Below are 18,543 nucleotides of genomic sequence, written 5' to 3'. Positions count from 1 at the left end.
CTCAGAACAACCCGTCCTGCACGCCGCCGCCCGTGCCCAACTCCCGCAGGGGCACCTCGCACCCCCCACCCCCCGGGTCGGCGACCAGCTCCCACCCCGTCATCAACCGCGTGTCGAGCACGACGACCCCGCGCGAGGTCGCGAGATGCAGATCGGGCCCGGCGACGGCGACCAGCTCACCCCCGACGGCACCACCGGCGACCAGCTCGACCACCTCCCACGCGGGCGCCTCGGCCCGGTCGAGCCCGAACTCCCGGACGTGGTCGACACCTCGGAACGGCTCCGCCCGCAACGCCTCCGGCCACCCGCCCAACCGCACGGCCCGCGCATGCAGCTCGGCGATCTCCGCGACCCGCTCGCCCTCCGTACCGGGCAGCGCACCGCGCACGCCCCGCTTCCGCCCGTAAGGAATCCGATCCGGCACCCCCAGCCCGACCCGCAGCACCTCCTCGGCCCGCCGCGCGGCCATCAACGGCCCCGTCCCCAGCCAGCTGAAGCAGACGGCCCCCTGCTCCAGCAGCCGCGCGGACCCCCGCTCCACGCCGGTGATCCCGACCTTGACCATGCCGGGCCCGAACCAGGCGAGGTAGACGCGGTACGGCCGGGGATCGTCGGCGAGGGTGTCGGCGGCGACGGAATGGGCGCGATCGAGCCGAGCACACTCCTCACACCGCCCCCCGGTCGACCGCCCCTGCACGGGCACCCCCAGCGGACACGCATGCCCCCGCGCCCCGACACACCGCCGCACGCCCCCTTCCACCACCCCGAAGGCAACCCGCTTCCCCCGCGCCAACGGACTACGCCGCCCGCCCTCCCACACCAGCACGGGCGCCTCCCCATCCCCCCACCGCAGCCCCGCGCACCGCCACATCTGTGTACTCACCCTCGCCTCTCACCAGGTCCGGACGTTAGCGTGCGAGGGTGATCACCAGCGAGGGAGCCCGCCTGGGCGGGGAAGCCGCATGTCGCCTGGCGCGGACCGGGCGCTACGAGTTCAAGCCGGGGCTGTCGGACGCCGAGTTCGCGCGCATCGAGCACGAGTACGGGTTCGAGTTCGCTGACGACCACCGGGCGTTCCTCGCCGCCGGGCTGCCGGTGAACGTCCCTCCCGAGGAGGGGCAGACCTGGGCCACTCCATGGCCTGACTGGCGCAACGGCGATCCGCAGAAGCTGCGCGGTCAGCTCGCCTGGCCGACAGAGGGCGTCCTCTGGGACGTGGAGCACAGCGGCTACTGGCACGAGAGCTGGGGCGAGCGCCCGACGGCCCCCGAAACGGCCCTGACTACGGCCCGACTCCACCTCGCGAACGCCCCGACCCTGGTCCCCGTCTACGCCCACCGCTTCCTCCCGGCCGGCCGCGGCACCCACGGTCACCCGGTGCTCTCGGTCTGGCAGACCGACCTCATCTACTACGGCCTCGACCTGGTCGACTACATGCACCGGGAGTTCGACGAGCCCCGCGACGAGCCCGACGAAACCTGGAACCCACAAGCCACAGTCCCCTTTTGGAGCTGCTTCCTCTGAGGGCCTCCCGCCGAGGAAGACGAGGGATCTTGAATTTGCCAGTCCGCACACTCATCTCGTCAGAATGACGCGAGCAATCTACAATCTACGTTTTCGCGGCCACGGTCTGAGACCCTGAAGACCGATCGAGAGGGGTCGCAGGTATGGAGTGGAAGACCCACGGTGAGCGACGGATCTACACGAACAAGTGGGTGAATCTGTGCCTGGTCGACGTCCAGCAGCCCGACGGGGACAGGTGGGAGTACCACGTCGTCCGTCTCCGGCACTTGGCCGTGGCCGCCGTGGTCAATGATCGCCAGGAACTCCTCATGATGTGGCGGCACCGCTTCATCACGGACTCGTGGGCCTGGGAGCTGCCTATGGGCCTGGTCGAGGACGGCGAGACCCCAGAAGAGGCTGCGGCCCGCGAAGTGCTGGAGGAGACGGGCTGGAGGCCAGGCCCCGTCAAGCCTTTGATCTACGCCGAGCCGGCCAACGGCATCACCGACTCGCAGCACCATGTCTTCCGCGCCGACGGCGCGACCTATGCGGGACCAGCCACGGAGAAGAACGAGTCCGACCGCATCGAGTGGATCCCCCTCTCGGAAGTGAGGGGAATGATCGACCGCCGTGAGATCGTGAGCAGCGGATCACTCGTCGGCCTCCTGTACCTGCTCATGGATGAAACGATCCGCTGACCGGTGTGGGAGAAGTTCCCTCAGCCGCGCCTCGAAGGACAGGGCCACGGGCTCGCGCCTGTACGGGGCCAACTGGTCATAGAACTCCCTGATGTGGCCCGACACTCGCTCTGAGGCCACTGCCGAAGAGGCTTCCAGAGCTTGCGTGGCCGTATGGCATGCCTGCTCAAGCTTGTCTTGGTCCAGTTGCGTCCGTGCCAGCCAGAACGAGTGAAACGCGCGGCCTCGCTGGTTGGTGCGATCCTCTCGCCGCAGAGAATCCTCGATCAACGGTTCTGCGGTCGCCGCCTCACCAAGCTGGCCATGGGCGATGCCTGTATCCACGATGAGCTTCGGCTCATCGAAGTAGGCCGCCCACGGCGGGTCCGGGTCGCTCGCCTTGATCCGCTCGAAATGGCGGTGCGCTGCCCCGATTGCCCGGTGAGTGGCGTCCCGGCCGGCGAGGGTGGCATGGGCAAAGGCTTCGCGCATGGCCAGCATCGACAGAACGCGCGGGGTGGCGCCGATTTCTGAGCGGGCTTGGTCCTGAGCGGCGGTCACGAGGGCCAGGGAGTCGGCGGGTTTGTCCATGTAGGTGGCCTGCAAGCTCATACACGCAAGGACATTGGCCATGAAGGGGCGGTCGTCGATCTCCTTGGCCAGTCGCAGGGCTTCGGTGAAGTAGGCGCGGGCCTGGTTGTACAGCCGGGAATCGAAGTAGGTCCAGCCCGTGAGGCGTGCCAGTTCGGCTGCGACTCCGTACAGGCCGTCCTGAACGGACGGCGTCAGGCTCTCCTTCAGAAGCCCGACGACGTACCGGAGCTGCCCAACGATGGCCGGCCGCAGAGCCTCGCCCCCGTGCTGATCGTCTCGGCGCCAGTAGTCCTCGATGGAGGAACGGAAGGCTTCAAGGGTGCCGGTACTCATGCTGGTTCGCGCAGTCAGAGCCAAAATGCTGTCCACATCGGGGCCTGGCAGGGACGCGAACGCCCGCTGCGAGGGCTCCGGAGTTGCCTCGTGTAGCTCACGCTCCATGGCGATGTGAGCGTGGGGCGTCTCCCACGCTCGGCGGGCAAGCCCGAGCAGGTGTCCTGGAATGCGCAACCCGTCTGAGATGCGCTCGATGACCTCCATGTGTTGCAACTGACGTTGCCCTGAGATTACTTCTTCGACGCGGCTGGGGGTCAGGTCGCAACGCCTGGCGATCATGGAGGGGTAGATGCCCGCCTTGCTCTTCACCAGCCGGAAGACCGTTGCGAAGTCCCGCACCCGACACGCATTGATCATCTCGGGATCGGTGAGCAGCCGGGCAGGCAGCTCCTGCGGCCGGTCGGCTTGGGGCATGGGTGGCTCCCCACTGCGAGGGCTACGCAACGTCGCTGAATCCCTACCCTCGGCGATACTACTCAAGTTGGGTAATCACCCTGACCTTTTAGCGGTCGCCCGCGGATCGCGATGCTCCTGCGCATGGCAAGCAACCAGCAGACGAGACCAGGCATCGGCGAACTGGCGAAGGACACCGCCAGTGGACGTATCGGCGTCGTCATGGGCGAGGTCGGCGGCCGCGTACAGATGAGGCCCGTTGGTGGCGGCAGGGAGTGGGATGCCATGCCGAACACCGTCGTGGCGCTGCGGGCGCGGGAGGAACTGAGCGCACGCCTGGCCGTTCGTAACGGCAATAGCCGGAAGAGGTTGTGATGCGCGCCATTGGCCGGTACGCGGGAGTCCTCTTCATCATCCTGATCAGCGGGTCGTGCGGCCTGGTGATCGGCATGGCTCTCAACGTCAGCCCGTAGGCCGGCCGCCCCGTCCGGGGCCGTTCAAGCCCGCGTTCTGGTCGCCGATGCGCGCGACCGCTGCGGCCAGCAAGTGCCATGCACCGCCGACACGAGGAGCATTCGCATGACGGCAACGTCGAACGACCAGATGACCGGGCGCGCGGTGGCGGGCGAGGAGCTGTTCGACAGCCTCACCCACTTCGTGATGGTCCACCACGGGCATTCCCGCGAACGAGCCGAGCGGATCGCGGACCAGGCGGTGGCCTTGGTGGTCACCGCAGCGACCGCGACCGTCCCCATGGTCCCGTCGGACGACGTGGACCTCGGTCTGCACGCGCTCATCCTGCACACGAAGGAGTACGCCGACCTGTGCCAGCGGTTCGCCGGCCGCTTCCTCCACCACAACCCGAAGCCGGGCGGTGGTGGGCGTGACCCTGAGACGGTCGCGGCCTCCGCGCACGCGATGAAGGCGGCCGGTTTCATGGTCTTCGACGACCTCTGGACCGTGGACGGCACCAACCTCGCACAGTGCGACTCGGACTGCGGCCGCCCGTACGGTCAGGCGTAGCGACACGACACCAGCGGCGCGGTCGACCTCAATACGGGGTCGGCCGCGTTGCCCGGAAGGAGAAGCGACGTTGTCCGGGACACCCCCTGAACTGCCGATCATCGTGGTCGATGCCCTCATGCCCAAGGCTCAGCGCCTGGTCGTCAATCGCCGGGGCTCCATGGTCTGGGAGGTTGAGAGCCATCGAGGGCAGTACGCCGTGAAGGTCGGATACCCGATCGAGGCTACGGCCGACTGGCCCGCCCAACCCTGGACGGCGCTCGCCCCCGCACGCGAAGGCGCCGTGCTGTACCGGATCAGCTTCGACGACTTCGCGTACGGCGAGTGGGAGCGGGGCACCTGGAACTTCCAGCCGTGGCGCGAGGGGCTCGACCTCTACGAACTCTGGAAGCCCTGTCGTGAGCCGGACTCTCGTACTGAACCGCACATCAGCGTGGCCCTCGGCTGCGTAGAGGCACTGGCCGAACTGCACGCCAAGGGCTGGGCCCACGGCGACGTTCAACCCGCGCACTTCATCATTGGACCGGAGCGCACCCACCTCATCGACCTGGCCTTGGCCCGGGGTGGGCACATCCCCGAGTGGTACGACTTCCCGTTCCGCGGCTGCCTCGTCCACTACGAAGCCCCGGAGATCGCGCGCAGCGTGCTCGCGAACGGAGCGGCGGAGCCCACCCAGGAAGCGGACGTCTATGCGCTGGGCGCCTCGCTCCTGATTTCCGCCACCGGCTGGCGGGCCGTCGAGTACCCGGACGACGCACCGCGCCACGAACAGCGACGAGCCATCGCGAGTGGCAAGCGCCGGCCGGTGAGGGTCTCGGGTGAGCTGGGCGAACTGATCGACACCATGCTGAGCCCCGCCCCGGGAGACAGGCCCACGATCTACGAGGTCGGCAAGGCTCTGAGCCGAGCACGCCAGAGGCCCCCGAGATGATCCCGGGGGCCTCTGGTCTGCTGTGCACTCGGCAGGATTCGAACCTGCAACCTTCTGATCCGTAGTCAGATGCTCTATCCGTTAAGCTACGAGTGCTTGTTCTGTTGTGTCTGTGCTTTCGGGGCTTGCGGCCCGCTCGCGGCGACAGGAAGAACACTACATGACCGCCGCCGCCATGTGAAATCCGTTCCCCGCACCCCTTGTGAGCTGGGCGAACGGCTGGGAGACGACGAAGCCCCGGCCGGGTGGGCCGGGGCTTCGTGATCATGTGCGGAGGCGGAGGGATTTGAACCCTCGATGGGGGGTAAGCCCCAAACCGCATTAGCAGTGCGGCGCCATAGACCGGACTAGGCGACGCCTCCAGACATCGTCACCGAACGCGCGAGCGCGAGCGGTGCGTGCCGATGATGACACAGTCGAGCGGGGTGTCACCAATCGCCCCCCACGGTACTAGGCAGGTCGGGGGCGGGGCAAAGGGCTTCGCGCGGGGCGCGTGCCGCATCGTCCGGGGCGCTGCGGCGTTGAGCAGGGCATGGTCCAGATCACCCGGCTCGCGTTCGCCGCCGCCGTCACCGCCGTCTCCGTTGTCTCCCTCGCTCCGCTGAGCGCCTCCGCCGCCTCCGCCGCCCAGGGCGACGGCGGGCCCCGTGCCGAGGTGCCGGCCGTGGGGGATCGGCTCGTCGTCACCGTCCGGGACGCGGGGGGCGGGGTGGACGGGACGTATGTCCTGTACTGCCACCCCGGTGGCGGGAGCCACCCCGACCCCGCCGGCGCCTGTGACGCGCTGGAGCGGAACACGCGGTGGGGGGTCGACACCTTCGGCCCGGTTCCGGAGGGCGCCGTGTGCACCATGCAGTACGGGGGGCCGGCCACCGCGCACGTCACCGGGACCTGGGCCGGGCGGGCCGTCGACGCGACGTACGACCGGAGCAACGGGTGCGAGATCGGGCGGTGGGATCGGATGGTGCCGCTGCTGCCCGCGCCGGGGGTGGGCAGCGTGGGCGACACGCCCGGGGCCTCCTCCGGGGGGTGAGCGGCGCGCACGGAGCCCGGTCACCTGTTCCGCGTCACTTCCGCGAGCGCCCTCCCCGCCGTCCCGCGCCGCCCGCCGGGCCCCAGCGCTTAGACTCCCTCGCGTGACACGCCGCGGGGCGGTTGGCAAGATGGCCCAGGCGGTCGGCAAGTGCGGTAACAGGAGGGAAGCGTCTCGTGAGCAGCAGGCCATCCCGAGGCGCTGCTCGCCTCGCAGCGATACTGGACGCCCTGCCCGACGCGTTGGTCCTGGTCAACGCGAACGGCACCGTCGTCAACGCGAACACCATCGCGCTGGAGGCGTTCGAGGCGCCCGGCACCGCGCTGGTCGGGCGCGGGCTGCTCGATCTGCTGCCGCAGTTCGACTCCCGGCTGATCCCCGGCTCCATGCGCCGCCCCGATCACATCGACCCCCGCGCCCGCACCAAGCCGACCCGGATGATCGCCCGGCGCACCGACGGCACCGAGTTCCCCGTCGAGGTCACCAGCGCCAACCTGGAGAACGGCCAGCAGGCGTACGACGGTTACGGCTACACCGGCGACGAGCTGCTCATGCTCGTCGTCCGCGACCTGACCGGCACCGTCGACACCGAGGCCGAGCTGGCCCGTTCGCAGCGGCAGACCGAGATGATCCTGCGGGCCGCCTCCGAGGGCGTCGTCGGCACCGACACCGACGGGCGGATCGTCCTCGTCAACCCGGCCGCCGCGCAGATACTGGGCTACCGGGCCGGCGAACTCGGCGGGCGCGAGCTGCACACCCTCGTGCTGCACTCCCGGCCCGACGGCTCCCCCTTCCCGTACGGCGAGTCCCCGCTCGCCGACACCCTGCGCTCCGGGCGCAAGCACCGGGTGCGCGGGCAGGTGCTGTTCGCCAAGAACGGCGACCCGCTGCCGGTCGACCTCACCACCGCGCCGGTCCGCGACGGCGACCAGCTGGTCGGCGCCGTGATGACCTTCACCGACCGCCGGCCCTACGACGCCATGGTCAGCGAGCACGAGGACGCCGAGCGCCGGCACGACGAGGAGCTGGAGCGGCTCGCCGAGGAGCACGCCTCCGAACTGACCGCCCTGCGCCAGCAGCACGTCACCGAGGTGGAGGAGCTGCACGAGAAGCACGCCGAGGTGCTGGCCGCCGGGCAGGACCGCTACGCCGCGCTCGGCGAGCGGGAGAACGACCGCTACGAGGCCCTCGCCGCCCGGCACGAGCAGCTGCTCACCCTGCTCGGCGCCTCGCTGCGCGGACCCCTCGCCGAACTCCGGCAGGAGCTGGCCGCGCTCGCCGCCGACGACGCCGGGCAGCTGTGGCCCGAGGCCAACCAGGTGCTCCACCATCTGTCGGCGGGCTACTCGCGTATCACCACCCTCATCGACAACGTCCTCGGATATCAGCGCCTCGACACCGGTGCGGAGAGCATCGCCCGGACGAAGGTGATGCTGGACGCCGTCGTCGCGGCCGGTGTGGACGGGGCCGTCGAGCTGATCGGCCCGGGCCGGGTGCAGTTCGCCGTGCACGCGCCGCCCATCGAGGCCGAGGCCGACCCCCGGCTGCTGGCCACCGCCCTCGCCCACCTCGTCGCGGACGTCGCGGGCGTCGACGCCACCGGCAACGCGCCCGTGGCGGCCACGGGCGGCGGCTACCTGGACAACACCGTCGTGATGGCGGCCGCCCAACGCGGCGAGGTCGTCCGCATCGAGGTGCGCGGGCCGTACGCCGGCGGCGACCCGGTGCACGAGCCGATCGTGCGCGGGATCGTGCGGGCGCACGGGGGTGTGCTGCAGACGCACGAGATGCCGGGGATGAGCGGCAGCGCGTACGTGCTCGAGGTGCCCGTCGGGAACGGGGCCGGGGCCGTCGTCGCCGGCGCGGCCGAGGTCGCGGTCGCGGGCGCCGGTGCGGATGCCGAAGACGTCGACGGGGGGCGGCGGCGGGCCCGGCGGGCCTCCGTGGACGCCTTCCTGGACGGTGCGGACGGCGAGTCCGGTGACGTCGACGACGCCGGCCAGGCCGCTGACGGCACGCCCACCGGGCGGCGCAGGCGACGGGGTGCCGAGGTACCGGGGCAGGACCCGGAGGCCGTGACGGTGCCGGCGCAGGCCGGGCCCGGCGACGCCCCCGGTGGTACCGGGCGGCGGCGCGGGCGGCCCGCCGAGATCGGCGCCGGGGCGTCGGAGGCGCGCGGCGGGGTGTCCGAGGGCGCCGTCGTCACCGCCGCCGAGCATGCCGCGGGGGCCGCGGCCTCCCACACCGCCCTTGGCGCGACCGTGCCGCCGCAGGGCGTGCCGGTGCCGGCCGGGCGCCGGGCCAGGCGGGACGGCGCGGAGCAGCACGCGCTGCCGCCGGCGCTGCCCGCGCAGGCCGGTGCGCAGGCCGGTGCGCCGGTTCCGGACGCCGTCGGCACCCCGGCCGAGGAGGGCGGCCGGCCCACCGGGCGCCGGCGGCGCGCCCTCGCCTCCGCCGACGAGCGGGCCGCCGCGCAGGAGGCCGCACCGCGGCAGGTGTTCGCGCTGCCGCCCGCCGAGGCGGACCGGCCGGTGGCGGAGACCGACGGGGCCGCCGAGGCCGGTGTGGCGCCCGAGGCCGATGAGACGCCCGAGGCCGTCGCCGAGGCGGTCGCGGCCGGCGCGGTGCCGGGCGCGGTGCCGGGCGCGGTCCCGACGCCGGACGCCGGGACGGACGAGGCCGCCACGCCGGCGCCGGTGCCGGACGCCGCGGACGTACGCGCCGACGACGTGGCGGACGACGCGGGGCGGCACGACGCCGTCCCGCACGACCAGGCCGACGACCACACGCCGCCGCAGCCGCATCCGACCGAGGCCCCGACCGGGCGGCGCCGCCGGGCGGTGGCCGGCGCGGCCCGCCAGGCGGAGCCCCAGGCTCCGCAGGCCCCGGCCGAGCAGGGCATCCCCGCGCAGGCCCGGGCCGGCGACTCCGCGGCGGCGGTCGAGTCCGAGGCGCCCGCCTCGCCCGAGGCCGCCGACGACGAGACCCCGGCCGCCACCCCCGGCCGCGGCACCCCCCTCCCCCCGGAGAACGCCCCCCGCGTCGCCCAGCCGCTGCCCGCCGAGACCGCCGTCCCGGCCGGCCCGGCCGTCTCGCCGGGCGACCCGGCCGCCACGCAGGGCCGGGCGTTCAGCGTCCGCACGCTGGGCCAGGGCGTGCCGTTCAACCGGCAGGCCGCGCAGGTCCAGCAGCCCACGCAGGCCGCGCAGGCCGCGCAGCCCCCGGCTCCCCTGCCCGGCTCCCCCACCCCCACCCCCGCCCCGCACCAGCCGGGCGGCTCGGGGCGGCGCCGCAAGCTGGGTACGCCGCCCGACCCGGCCGCCGCCGCGCGACCGGAGCGCCCGGAGCCGGCGGCCCGCCCGCACCCGGCGCCCGAGCGCCCGTCGGGCCCCGCGCGGCCGACCACCGAGGGCACCGGGCGGTCGTACGCCATAGGGGCCCCGGACCGGAACGCCGCCGAGGGTCCCGAGCCGCTGGACGGGCCCGGCGGCGCCGTGGAGGTGGCCGACCCGCCGCGCCCGCAGCCGATGGACGACGAGCTGCCGCCCGAGCCGCTGGACAACCCGCGCCGGCTGCTGGTGTGGCCCGCCCCCGACGTCTCCACGCAGCAGGCGCTCAGCGACCGCGGCTACCGGCCGGTGATCGTCAACTCGCGCGAGGAGGTCGACGCGCAGATCGCCGCCTTCCCCGCCGCGCTGTTCGTCGACCCGCTGACCGGGCCCATCACCCGCACCGCGCTCCAGTCGCTGCGCCAGGCCGCGGTGGCCGCCGAGGTGCCGGTGCTGGTCACGGCCGGCCTGGGGCAGGCGTCGCGGGACGCGGCGTACGGCGCCGACCCGGCCGTCCTGCTCAAGGCGCTCGCGCCGCGGGACAGCGAGCAGCACCCGCCGCGCGTCCTGCTGATCGAGGAGCACGCGGAGATCGCCCTCGCGCTGACCGCGACCCTGGAGCGGCGCGGGATGCAGGTGGCGCGGGCGGCGAGCGACGCGGACGCGGTGGCGCTGGCCGGGCAGTTCCGGCCGAACCTCGTCGTGATGGACCTGATGCAGATGCACCGTCGGCAGACCGGGTTCGCCGGGATCATCGACTGGCTGCGCGCGAACGGGCAGCTCAACCGCACCCCGCTGGTCGTCTACACCGCCGCCGTCGACCAGGCCGACCTGCCGCGGCTGGCCTCCGGCGAGACGGTGCTGTTCCTGGCGGAGCGGTCCACCAGCGGTGAGGTGCAGGGGCGGATCGTGGAGCTGCTGGCGCGGATCGGGACCAACTGAGCCGGTGACGGGAGGGGGCGGGCCCGGCCGGCCGCCCCCTCCCGCGCCGCCGGGTCAGAGCTGCTCGACGTCCAGTCCGCCCTCGGCGTACTGCCGGCGCAGCACCTTCTTGTCGAACTTGCCGACGCTCGTCTTCGGCACCGTCTCGACGACCGTCCACCGCTCCGGCAGCTGCCACTTGGCGATCCCGCCCTCCTCGGCGAGGAAGGCGCGCAGGGCGGTGAAGTCGGTGGTGGCGCCCTCGCGCAGGACGACGGTGGCCAGCGGGCGCTCGCCCCACTTGTCGTCGGGGACGGCGACGACCGCGGCCTCGGCGACGTCCGGGTGGGCCATCAGCGCGTTCTCCAGCTCCACCGAGGAGATCCACTCGCCGCCGGACTTGATGACGTCCTTGGCGCGGTCGGTGAGGGTGAGGAAGCCGTCGGCGGAGATGGTGCCGACGTCGCCGGTCTTCAGCCAGCCGTCCTCGCTGAACTTGTCGGCGGGGCGCAGCGGCTCGGCGTCCGGGCCGTTGTAGTACGCCCCGGTGATCCAGGCGCCGCGCACCTCCAGCTCGCCCGCCGACTCGCCGTCCCAGGGCAGCCGCTCGCCGCCGGGGCCGGTGAGGCGGGCCTCGACGCCGGCCGGGAAGCGGCCCTGGGTGAGGCGGTAGGCGAACTCCTGGTCGGTGCCGATCGTGTGGGCCGGCGGCCGGGCGATGGTGCCGAGCGGCGAGGTCTCCGTCATGCCCCAGGCGTGGAAGACCCGCATGCCGAGCCGGTCGAACGCCTCCATCAGCGACGGCGGGCAGGCCGAGCCACCGATGGTGACCTGGGTGAGGGAGGCGACGTCGCGCGGGTGCGCGGTCAGCTCGGCGAGCAGGCCCTGCCAGATGGTCGGGACGGCGGCGGCGTGCGTGGGGCGCTCGCGCTCGATCATCTCGGCGAGCGGCGCGGGCTGCAGGAAGCGGTCCGGCATCAGCATGTTGACGCCGGTCATGAAGGTGGCGTGCGGCAGGCCCCAGGCGTTGACGTGGAACTGCGGGACGACGACCAGGGAGGTGTCCCGGTCGGTCAGGCCCATCGACTGGGCCAGGTTGACCTGCATCGAGTGCAGGTAGATCGAACGGTGGCTGTAGACCACGCCCTTGGGGTCGCCGGTGGTGCCGGAGGTGTAGCACATGGCGGCGGCCGTGCGCTCGTCGAGGTCGGGCCAGTCGTAGGCCGTCGGCTTCCCGGCGAGCAGCTCCTCGTAGTCGTGCACCCGGACGCCGGCGGCGTCGGCCGCGCCGGTCAGCGCGGAGCGGTCGCCGGGGCCGTTCACGACGACGTGCTCGACGGTCTTGAGGTGCGGCAGCAGCGGGGCGAGCAGGGGGAGCAGCGAGCCGTCGGCGATCACGACGCGGTCGGCGGCGTGGTTGACGATCCAGGTGAGCTGGGCGGCCGGGAGGCGGAGGTTGAGGGTGTGCAGCACCGCGCCCATGGAGGGGATCGCGAAGTACGCCTCGATGTGCTCGCTGTGGTTCCACATGAGAGTGGCCACACGTTCGTCGCCGGTGACGGAGAGGTCCTCGCGCAGGGCGTGCGCCAGCTGGGCGGCGCGGGCGCCGATCTCGGCGAAGGAGCGGCGGCGGGGGCCCCTCTCCTCGCCGGTCCAGGTGGTGACCTGCGAGCTGCCGTGGATCGTGGATCCGTGGGTCAGGATCCTGGAGACCAGCAGCGGTACGTCCTGCATCGTGCTCAGCACGGTGTCCTCCCGGGGCGACATGGCGCAGTGTCGGCGCTCCGCCGATTCTGCTCACATACCAGGCGGTATGTCACTAGGGAGGTCGTGCGGAGAATGATCGATCACCGCACGTCACGCGCTCGCTCAGCGCGCGACCCCCAGCTCCGGGTCCTCGCGCAGCTTGCCCAGCGCCCGCGACACCGCGGACTTCACCGTGCCCACCGAGACGCCGAGCACCTCGGCGGTCCGGGCCTCGCTCAGGTCCTCGTAGTACCTGAGGACGACCATCGCCCGCTGCCGGGCGGGCAGCTTGAGGATCGCCCGCCACATCGCGTCGTGCAGGGCCTGGCGCTCCGCCGGGTCGTCGCCGGCGGACAGCGGCTCCGGCTCGGGCAGCTCGTCGCACGCGAACTCGTCGACCTTGCGCTTGCGCCACTGCGAGGTGCGGGTGTTCAGCAGCGCCCGGCGCACGTACCCGTCGAGCGCCCGGTGGTCCTCGATGCGCTCCCAGGCCACGTACGTCTTGGTCAGCGCGGTCTGGAGCAGGTCCTCCGCGTCGCACGCGTTGGCGGTCAGCGACCGCGCGGTGCGCAGCAGTACCGGCTGGCGGGCCCGCACGTAGGACGAGAACGACGGGTACGGCAGGGTCTGCGAGAGGTGCGGGGCGGCGGTCGCGGCCTTCGAAGCGCTGGTGCAGACGGGTGTGGTCATGGCTCAACGCTATGAGCGCGGGGGCGGGCGGCGGATCGGCCGCAGGTCCCGAAGGCGGCTCCGCCTCAGGTTGTAGGGGCGGCTCGGGGGCGACCTCCTGAAGGTGGACGAGCGGGGGAGGGTTCTCGGGGGCGCGACCCCGGGACGCCGGGGCGGTGGTGGCGGGACGCCGCCGGGGCGGTGGTATCGGAGTACCACCGCCCTGACGCCTTGCGACCCCTTGAAGCACACCGCACACGACGGCCGTTCTGCCGGCCGCGCTACCCGCCGCGGCTCACCACCACAGCGGGCTGAAGCTGACGGCGACGTTCTCGTTGCCCTGGTTGACCGCCGTGAAGGCGGAGCCGAAGACCTGCGCGGTGTTGCTCTGGTTCGAGGCCCCGGAGCCGACCGCCTGCTGCTGCGTCGTGGCCGAGTTGCCGTTGTCGGCCGCCGCCACGCCGCCCAGGAGGGCGACGGCGAGCGGGAGGGCGGCGACGGTGGCGAAGACGCGGGCGGTACGGATGCTTGCCATGGTTGTTCCTCCGGACGTGAACTCGGTTGTGTGCCAGAGCAGTTGGCCTACCGGCCCCGGCGCTGTGACGACGTCGCGAGATCAGAGTCGCCCACCGGATCGCGACGAACCACCCCGGACGCCCCGATTCGCCCTCAAGCGTGAGCACAAGTCGATAAACCCCCTTCACTCACCTTTCCGTTCAGCTCGGGGCGGTCAGGACCACTCCGTCCCAAGCCCCGCAAGGGGTGAAGCGTTCCGGCACGCGTCGGCGCTTTTCGGCCCTCTGCCGCCCCCGTCGGCGCGTCGGAGGCGACCACCCTTCCCTTTCTCGAACGCGTGTACGAAAATGGCTCCATGGCCACCATCGATCGCCACGACCGGAACACCCGGCAGGCCACCGCGCTGGCCCTCGCGCACGCCCTGTCGGCCGCCGAGCGCGGCCTGGCCGTCATCCCGCTCTCCCGGTCCTCGTCCAGCAGGCGCAGGGCGGGATAGCCCTCCAGGGAGTACGGCTCGCTGCCGCAGTTCTCCAGGTGCAGGCCGACCACGCGCAGGCCCATCGCCGCGTCCCCGTCGTCGGCGGTGACGCGGAGGCCGGAACGGGGGCAGGTGCCGGCCGGAGCGGGGGCCTCGGCGGTGGGCACCTTCTCCACGTCCTGCACCTTCACGCGCCCGTGCGCGTGGAGGCCGCTGCCGTCGAACGTCCGGTGCGCGGTCTGCCCGGCGCCGACGGTCACGACGGCCGTCATGGGGCCGGACATGGCGCGGTCCTGCTCGTCGAGGGGGCTGAAGGTGATGGTGTAGGTGAAGGACTCGGTGCCGGGGTTGGTGACGGTGTACGCCACGTCGCACGGGCCGCCGGAGGTGCCGGGCGCACCGGACGCGCCGGACGTGCGGGGCTCGTCGGAGGGCGAGAGGGTGTCCGCGTGCACGCTGTGGTCGCCGCCCGAGGGCGACGCCGTACCGGACGCACCGCCGCCGTCCCCGGCCCCCGCCGCCCCCTCCACCACCCCGACGACCCGCACCCCGTCCAGGGCCGGCTCCCCGCCGCCCACCTCGCCGTAGGCCGCGCAGCGCCCCGTCGGCGCACCGACCGGCTCCCCGCCGGCGCCGACCTGGGTGCCGCAGGCGCCGAGCGCGAGGACGGTGACGAGGGTGCCGGAAGCGGCGACGGCGGCACGGGCGTGCGAGGAGAAGGGCATCCGCCCACTTCACCAGCGCACCGGCACCTCGAGTGTGGCGGAGGCCACATCTCCGGTAACGGCCGCGCCACAGTCCCCGGGGTTCACCCCCCGTCCGTCCCCATCAGCGCGGCGATGTCCCGTTCCGTCCAGTGCCCGGCCGCGCCCGGGCAGGCGGCGACGTACGAGGCGACCGCCTCCGCGTCCCACACGCCGGCCGACAGCAGCCCCGACGCCAGGAACCCCACGTACGGCCGGGACGGGGCGACCCACTCGACGTCCCCCACGCCCCACGGCGCCGTGAACGTCAGCACCGGCAGCCCCTCGATCCGCCCGGCGCACACCAGCGTCTCGTACCGCCCCTCGCCCAGCTCCGCCCGGCCCTGGGCGAGCACATCCTCCAGGTCGAGATCGATGTCGGGCTCGCGGTACATCTCCTGGGCGGCGATATCCGCGAACTGCCCGGCCGTCACGAGGTACGCCCGCGCCAGCACCCGCCCGCCCGCCCCCGCGTCGTAGAAGGCCCGGCCGCCCCGCCACACCGGCGACCAGGTGGCGAAGTACAGCGCCCCGCCCAGCTCCACCGCCTCCGCCCGCTCCGGCATCCGCGGATCCCGGCACCCCGGGTACTCCCGCGCCGCCCCCGCGGGCCGCCCGCCCCGGACGTAGGCGGCGAGCCGGTCGAGGTGCAGGTTGGACCCGTAGGCGGCGTACCAGACGTGGGTGGGCCGCCGGTCGACCGGCAGCCCGGGATCGACAACCCGAAGCGCCTTCACCCGACCTCGCCTCCCATCCCGTCCACTCCGACGACGGCCCGCTCACGGACGACGGCCCGCTCACAGACGACGGCCCACTCACAAGAGAACGGCCCCTGGCCGCTTCGAGCAGCCAGGGACCGTTTCCCCTTGCGCGGTGGGTGTGGGATTTGAACCCACGGTGACGTCGCCGCCACGACGGTTTTCAAGACCGTTCCCTTAGGCCGCTCGGGCAACCCACCCCGCGCCGTCGGTGATCGGCGGCGCGGGACCAGGGTAGCGGGTCCGGTGGGGCGGGTCGGGTCAGTCGTCGTCGCCCGTCTTGGAGCCGAGGGTCAGGTCGACCGTGTGCTGCTTGCCGTTTCGCTCGTAGGTGAGCTTGACCTTGTCGCCGGGCTGGTGGGTCCAGATCTCGCCGATCAGGGTCGGGCCGCTGTCGATGACCCGGTCGTCCAGCTTGGTGATGACGTCGCCGGGCTTGAGGCCCGCGTCGGCCGCCGGGCCGCCCGGCTCGACCGGCTCGGCGCCGCTGACGCCCCGCTCGGTGATCTGCGCGCCCTTGGCGGACTCCTCCAGGGAGACGGAGGCGCCGATCCGGGCGTACACCGGCTTGCCGTTCTGGATGAGCTGCTGGGCGACGTACTTGGCCTGGTTGACCGGGATCGCGAAGCCGAGGCCGATCGAGCCCGGCTGACCGGCGCCGCCGCCCATGCCGCCGCTGCCGGAGGACTGGATCGCGGAGTTGATCCCGATGACGTTGCCCTGGGCGTCCAGGAGCGGGCCGCCGGAGTTGCCCGGGTTGATCGACGCGTCGGTCTGCAGGGCGCTCATGTAGGACGCCTTGCTGTCGGCGCCGCCGTCGCTGGAGGCCACCGGGCGGTTCTTGGCGCTGATGATGCCGGTGGTCACGGTGTTGGACAGGCCGAAGGGGGCGCCGATGGCGATCGTGGAGTCGCCGACCGCGACCTTGTCGGAGTCGCCGAGGGGGAGCGGCTTCAGGTCCGAGGGCGCGTTCACCAGCTTGATGACCGCCACGTCGTAGCCCTGCGCGTGGCCGACCACCTGGGCGTCGTACTTCTTGCCGTCGGGGAAGGTCGCGCTGAGCTTGCCGCCGTCCACGGCCTGGGCGACCACGTGGTTGTTGGTGACGATGTGGCCCTGCTTGTCGAAGACGAAGCCCGTGCCGGTGCCGCCCTCGCCGTTGTCGCCCTCGGCCTGGATGGTCACCGTGCTGGGCAGCGCCTTGGCCGACACGCCGGCGACGGTGCCCGCGTCGCGCTTGACCGCGCCGCCGGTGTCGGAGGCGGCGACCGTCGTGGAGCCGTTGTCGTCGTCCTTCGCCAGCGTGTACCCGATGCCGCCGCCCAGGCCGCCCGCGACCAGCGCCGCGACCAGGAGGCCGGCGACCAGGCCGCCGCGACCGCGGCGCGGCTTCGGCTCGGGCTGGTGGTACGTGGAGCCCCAGCCGCCGCCCGCACCGGGGCCGCCCGCGCCCGGGTCGCCCGCGCCGTACGCCGGGGGCTGGGACGGGCCGGCCGGCGGCGGGGGCGGGGGCCACGCGGCGTGCGGCGTCTGGGAGGCGGCGGGGGGAGGGGTGGCGGGCGGCTCCGGGGCCGCGCCCCGCGGGGCGGAGGCGTCGTGGTCGCCGGCGTGCGGGGCGGAGGCCGCGGGGGAATCCACCGGCACGGGGGGTGCGGACGGAGCCGGGGGTACTCCGGCGCCCTCGTTCTCGGTGCTCACGGCTTCTCTCCTTGGTGATCCACGATGATCCACGTCCGGTGACCGGGTCAGGTGATCATGCCTGACGGTCCGGCCCGGTGATCCACTTCTGATGCGTCTTGTGATGCGTCCTCGACTGCCATCAGCTTTTCCCACCGGCCGTCAGAGCACCATAAGCGGTTGCTGTGGGCCCGGGGCCGTTCGCTGCGCGGGTCCGCCGCGCAGGTCATCCAAGACTAAACGGACGGGGTGCCGATGCCCGGGGAGGCGGCCTGCGTCGTACGTCTACCCGCACGCGGTGGCACCATGACGCGGTGACCCACGCACGACAGCACCGGATCCAGGTCGTCGCCCACCGGGGAGCCTCCGAGGAGGCACCCGAACACACGCTGGCCGCCTACCGGAAGGCCATCGAGGACGGGGCGGACGCCCTGGAGTGCGACGTGCGCCTCACCGCCGACGGCCACCTCGTCTGCGTCCACGACTGGCGCGTGAACCGCACGTCCAACGGCCGCGGGGCGGTCTCGGCGCTCGAGCTGGCCGACCTCGCCGCGCTGGACTTCGGCTCCTGGAAGACGCGGGAGGCGACACGCGCGCGTGGCGAGGAGCCCGACTGGGAGCACCGGCCCGAGGACCGCGAGGAGACCTCGGTGCTCACCCTGGAGCGGCTCCTGGAGCTGGTGTCCGACGCGGGGCGCCGGGTGGAGCTGGCGATCGAGACCAAGCACCCGACGCGCTGGGCGGGCCAGGTGGAGGAGCGGCTGCTGCTGCTCCTGAAGCGGTTCGGGCTCGACGCACCCGCGGCCGACGCCCTCGCAGGGCCCGACTCCCTGGCCGGTGCGGTCGGCTCCCCGGTGCGCGTGATGAGCTTCTCGGCGCGCTCGCTGCACCGGGTGCGGGCGGCGTCGCCGGGGCTGCCGACGGTCTACCTGATGCAGTTCGTCTCGCCCCGGCTGCGCGACGGGCGGCTGCCGGCCGGGGTCCGGATCGCGGGGCCCTCGATGCGGATCGTGCGCAATCACCCCGCCTACATCGAGCGCCTCAAGCGCGCCGGGCACCAGGTGCACGTGTGGACCGTGAACGACCCGGCCGACGTCGACCTCTGCGCCGGTCTCGGCGTCGACGCGATCATCACCAACCGGCCGCGCGCGGTCCTGGACCACCTCGGCCGCTGAGCGTCGCACGTCTTGACGCGGCGACCCGGCCGCCCGCATTC

14 protein-coding genes, 3 tRNA genes and 3 pseudogenes are annotated in these 18,543 nt (G+C 72.9%); 9 read left to right on the top strand and 11 right to left on the bottom strand.

From position 1 onward, the window contains the following. Nucleotide 1: 1 nt before the first annotated feature. A complete protein-coding gene (locus tag ACGFZL_RS05440; protein WP_393689612.1) occupies nt 2–871 on the bottom strand; it encodes a DUF2797 domain-containing protein in 870 nt (289 codons plus the stop codon). Between the two features lie 50 nt (nt 872–921). Here ACGFZL_RS05440 and ACGFZL_RS05435 point away from each other — a divergent pair, with 50 nt between their 5' ends. Both ACGFZL_RS05435 and ACGFZL_RS05430 read left to right on the top strand, forming a co-directional pair. Continuing rightward, entirely contained in the window at nt 922–1,524 is a 603-nt protein-coding gene (locus tag ACGFZL_RS05435; RefSeq protein ID WP_393689440.1) for a hypothetical protein, read from the top strand. Nucleotides 1,525–1,667: 143 nt separating this feature from the next. Continuing rightward, the gene (locus ACGFZL_RS05430; protein ID WP_393689438.1) at nt 1,668–2,201 is read left to right on the top strand and encodes an NUDIX hydrolase; all 534 of its coding nucleotides are present in this window, start codon (nt 1,668–1,670) and stop codon (nt 2,199–2,201) included. Here the strand turns inward: ACGFZL_RS05430 and ACGFZL_RS05425 are convergent. After that, nucleotides 2,179–3,524, bottom strand: a pseudogene (locus tag ACGFZL_RS05425) (hypothetical protein). The gene ACGFZL_RS05430 and the pseudogene ACGFZL_RS05425 sit on opposite strands and share 23 nt — an antisense overlap. 123 nt (nt 3,525–3,647) lie before the next feature. On the opposite strand from ACGFZL_RS05425, the gene ACGFZL_RS05420 reads away from it, so the two are divergent. From ACGFZL_RS05420 to ACGFZL_RS05410, 3 genes are all read left to right on the top strand, one after another. Then, nucleotides 3,648–3,878 carry a hypothetical protein gene (locus tag ACGFZL_RS05420; RefSeq protein ID WP_393689436.1) on the top strand — a complete coding sequence of 77 codons (231 nt, stop codon included), beginning with the start codon at nt 3,648–3,650 and terminating at the stop codon, nt 3,876–3,878. Nucleotides 3,879–4,082: 204 nt separating this feature from the next. Then, a complete protein-coding gene (locus tag ACGFZL_RS05415) occupies nt 4,083–4,526 on the top strand; it encodes a glycine-rich domain-containing protein (protein WP_393689434.1) in 444 nt (147 codons plus the stop codon). Between the two features lie 70 nt (nt 4,527–4,596). Beyond that, nucleotides 4,597–5,457: a protein kinase domain-containing protein gene (locus tag ACGFZL_RS05410; protein WP_393689432.1), complete on the top strand. Its 861-nt coding sequence runs from the start codon at nt 4,597–4,599 to the stop codon at nt 5,455–5,457. 23 nt (nt 5,458–5,480) lie between these two features. On the opposite strand, the gene ACGFZL_RS05405 is transcribed toward ACGFZL_RS05410, so the two are convergent. Together ACGFZL_RS05405 and ACGFZL_RS05400 are read right to left on the bottom strand one after the other, a co-directional pair. Further along, nucleotides 5,481–5,553: transfer RNA gene (locus ACGFZL_RS05405), tRNA-Arg, on the bottom strand. A 175-nt stretch (nt 5,554–5,728) separates the two neighbouring features. Continuing rightward, a tRNA-Ser gene (locus tag ACGFZL_RS05400) sits at nt 5,729–5,819 on the bottom strand. Between the two features lie 170 nt (nt 5,820–5,989). On the opposite strand from ACGFZL_RS05400, the gene ACGFZL_RS05395 reads away from it, so the two are divergent. Together ACGFZL_RS05395 and ACGFZL_RS05390 are read left to right on the top strand one after the other, a co-directional pair. Continuing rightward, the gene (locus ACGFZL_RS05395; protein ID WP_393689429.1) at nt 5,990–6,490 is read left to right on the top strand and encodes an SSI family serine proteinase inhibitor; all 501 of its coding nucleotides are present in this window, start codon (nt 5,990–5,992) and stop codon (nt 6,488–6,490) included. Between the two features lie 176 nt (nt 6,491–6,666). Next, the gene (locus ACGFZL_RS05390; RefSeq protein WP_393689427.1) at nt 6,667–10,761 is read left to right on the top strand and encodes a PAS domain-containing protein; all 4,095 of its coding nucleotides are present in this window, start codon (nt 6,667–6,669) and stop codon (nt 10,759–10,761) included. A 54-nt stretch (nt 10,762–10,815) separates the two neighbouring features. Here the strand turns inward: ACGFZL_RS05390 and ACGFZL_RS05385 are convergent, their stop codons facing one another. The 3 genes from ACGFZL_RS05385 to ACGFZL_RS05375 form a co-directional block, all read right to left on the bottom strand. After that, nucleotides 10,816–12,507: a long-chain fatty acid--CoA ligase gene (locus tag ACGFZL_RS05385; protein WP_393689425.1), complete on the bottom strand. Its 1,692-nt coding sequence runs from the start codon at nt 12,505–12,507 to the stop codon at nt 10,816–10,818. A 102-nt stretch (nt 12,508–12,609) separates the two neighbouring features. Next, nucleotides 12,610–13,176, bottom strand: a complete 567-nt coding sequence (locus tag ACGFZL_RS05380; protein ID WP_355168394.1) for a SigE family RNA polymerase sigma factor — start codon at nt 13,174–13,176, stop codon at nt 12,610–12,612. A gap of 274 nt (nt 13,177–13,450) precedes the next feature. After that, nucleotides 13,451–13,690, bottom strand: coding sequence for a hypothetical protein (locus tag ACGFZL_RS05375; protein ID WP_355168392.1), 240 nt, complete (start codon nt 13,688–13,690; stop codon nt 13,451–13,453). A 336-nt stretch (nt 13,691–14,026) separates the two neighbouring features. Here ACGFZL_RS05375 and ACGFZL_RS05370 point away from each other — a divergent pair. Further along, nucleotides 14,027–14,140, top strand: a pseudogene (locus ACGFZL_RS05370) (DNA primase); the annotation flags it as partial. Nucleotides 14,141–14,157: 17 nt separating this feature from the next. Here the strand turns inward: ACGFZL_RS05370 and ACGFZL_RS05365 are convergent. The 4 genes and pseudogenes from ACGFZL_RS05365 to ACGFZL_RS05350 all read right to left on the bottom strand — a co-directional run. Next, nucleotides 14,158–14,232: pseudogene (locus ACGFZL_RS05365) on the bottom strand (hypothetical protein); the annotation flags it as partial. A 725-nt stretch (nt 14,233–14,957) separates the two neighbouring features. Beyond that, nucleotides 14,958–15,629, bottom strand: a complete 672-nt coding sequence (locus ACGFZL_RS05360) for a histone deacetylase (RefSeq protein ID WP_393689422.1) — start codon at nt 15,627–15,629, stop codon at nt 14,958–14,960. A gap of 134 nt (nt 15,630–15,763) precedes the next feature. Next, nucleotides 15,764–15,850 (bottom strand) — tRNA-Ser (locus ACGFZL_RS05355). 61 nt (nt 15,851–15,911) lie between these two features. Continuing rightward, nucleotides 15,912–17,348, bottom strand: coding sequence for a S1C family serine protease (locus ACGFZL_RS05350; RefSeq protein ID WP_393689420.1), 1,437 nt, complete (start codon nt 17,346–17,348; stop codon nt 15,912–15,914). A 293-nt stretch (nt 17,349–17,641) separates the two neighbouring features. Between ACGFZL_RS05350 and ACGFZL_RS05345 the strand changes: the two genes are divergently transcribed. Then, a complete protein-coding gene (locus tag ACGFZL_RS05345; RefSeq protein ID WP_393689417.1) occupies nt 17,642–18,502 on the top strand; it encodes a glycerophosphodiester phosphodiesterase in 861 nt (286 codons plus the stop codon). The last annotated feature ends 41 nt before the right edge of the window (nt 18,503–18,543 follow it).

The organism is Streptomyces sp. NPDC048182 (assembly GCF_043202555.1).
GTDB lineage: Bacteria > Actinomycetota > Actinomycetes > Streptomycetales > Streptomycetaceae > Streptomyces.
This window is presented reverse-complemented; position numbering and strand designations above follow the sequence as displayed.

Bases quoted from the DNA above. Each gene is read 5' to 3' on its own strand.
- ACGFZL_RS05440 (WP_393689612.1), bottom strand. From the start codon at position 871: ATGTGGCGGTGCGCGGGGCTGCGGTGGGGGGATGGGGAGGCGCCCGTG.
- ACGFZL_RS05430 (WP_393689438.1), top strand. From the start codon at position 1,668: ATGGAGTGGAAGACCCACGGTGAGCGACGGATCTACACGAACAAGTGG.
- ACGFZL_RS05420 (WP_393689436.1), top strand. From the start codon at position 3,648: ATGGCAAGCAACCAGCAGACGAGACCAGGCATCGGCGAACTGGCGAAG.
- ACGFZL_RS05415 (WP_393689434.1), top strand. From the start codon at position 4,083: ATGACGGCAACGTCGAACGACCAGATGACCGGGCGCGCGGTGGCGGGC.
- ACGFZL_RS05395 (WP_393689429.1), top strand. From the start codon at position 5,990: ATGGTCCAGATCACCCGGCTCGCGTTCGCCGCCGCCGTCACCGCCGTC.
- ACGFZL_RS05385 (WP_393689425.1), bottom strand. From the start codon at position 12,507: ATGTCGCCCCGGGAGGACACCGTGCTGAGCACGATGCAGGACGTACCG.
- ACGFZL_RS05380 (WP_355168394.1), bottom strand. From the start codon at position 13,176: ATGACCACACCCGTCTGCACCAGCGCTTCGAAGGCCGCGACCGCCGCC.
- ACGFZL_RS05375 (WP_355168392.1), bottom strand. From the start codon at position 13,690: ATGGCAAGCATCCGTACCGCCCGCGTCTTCGCCACCGTCGCCGCCCTC.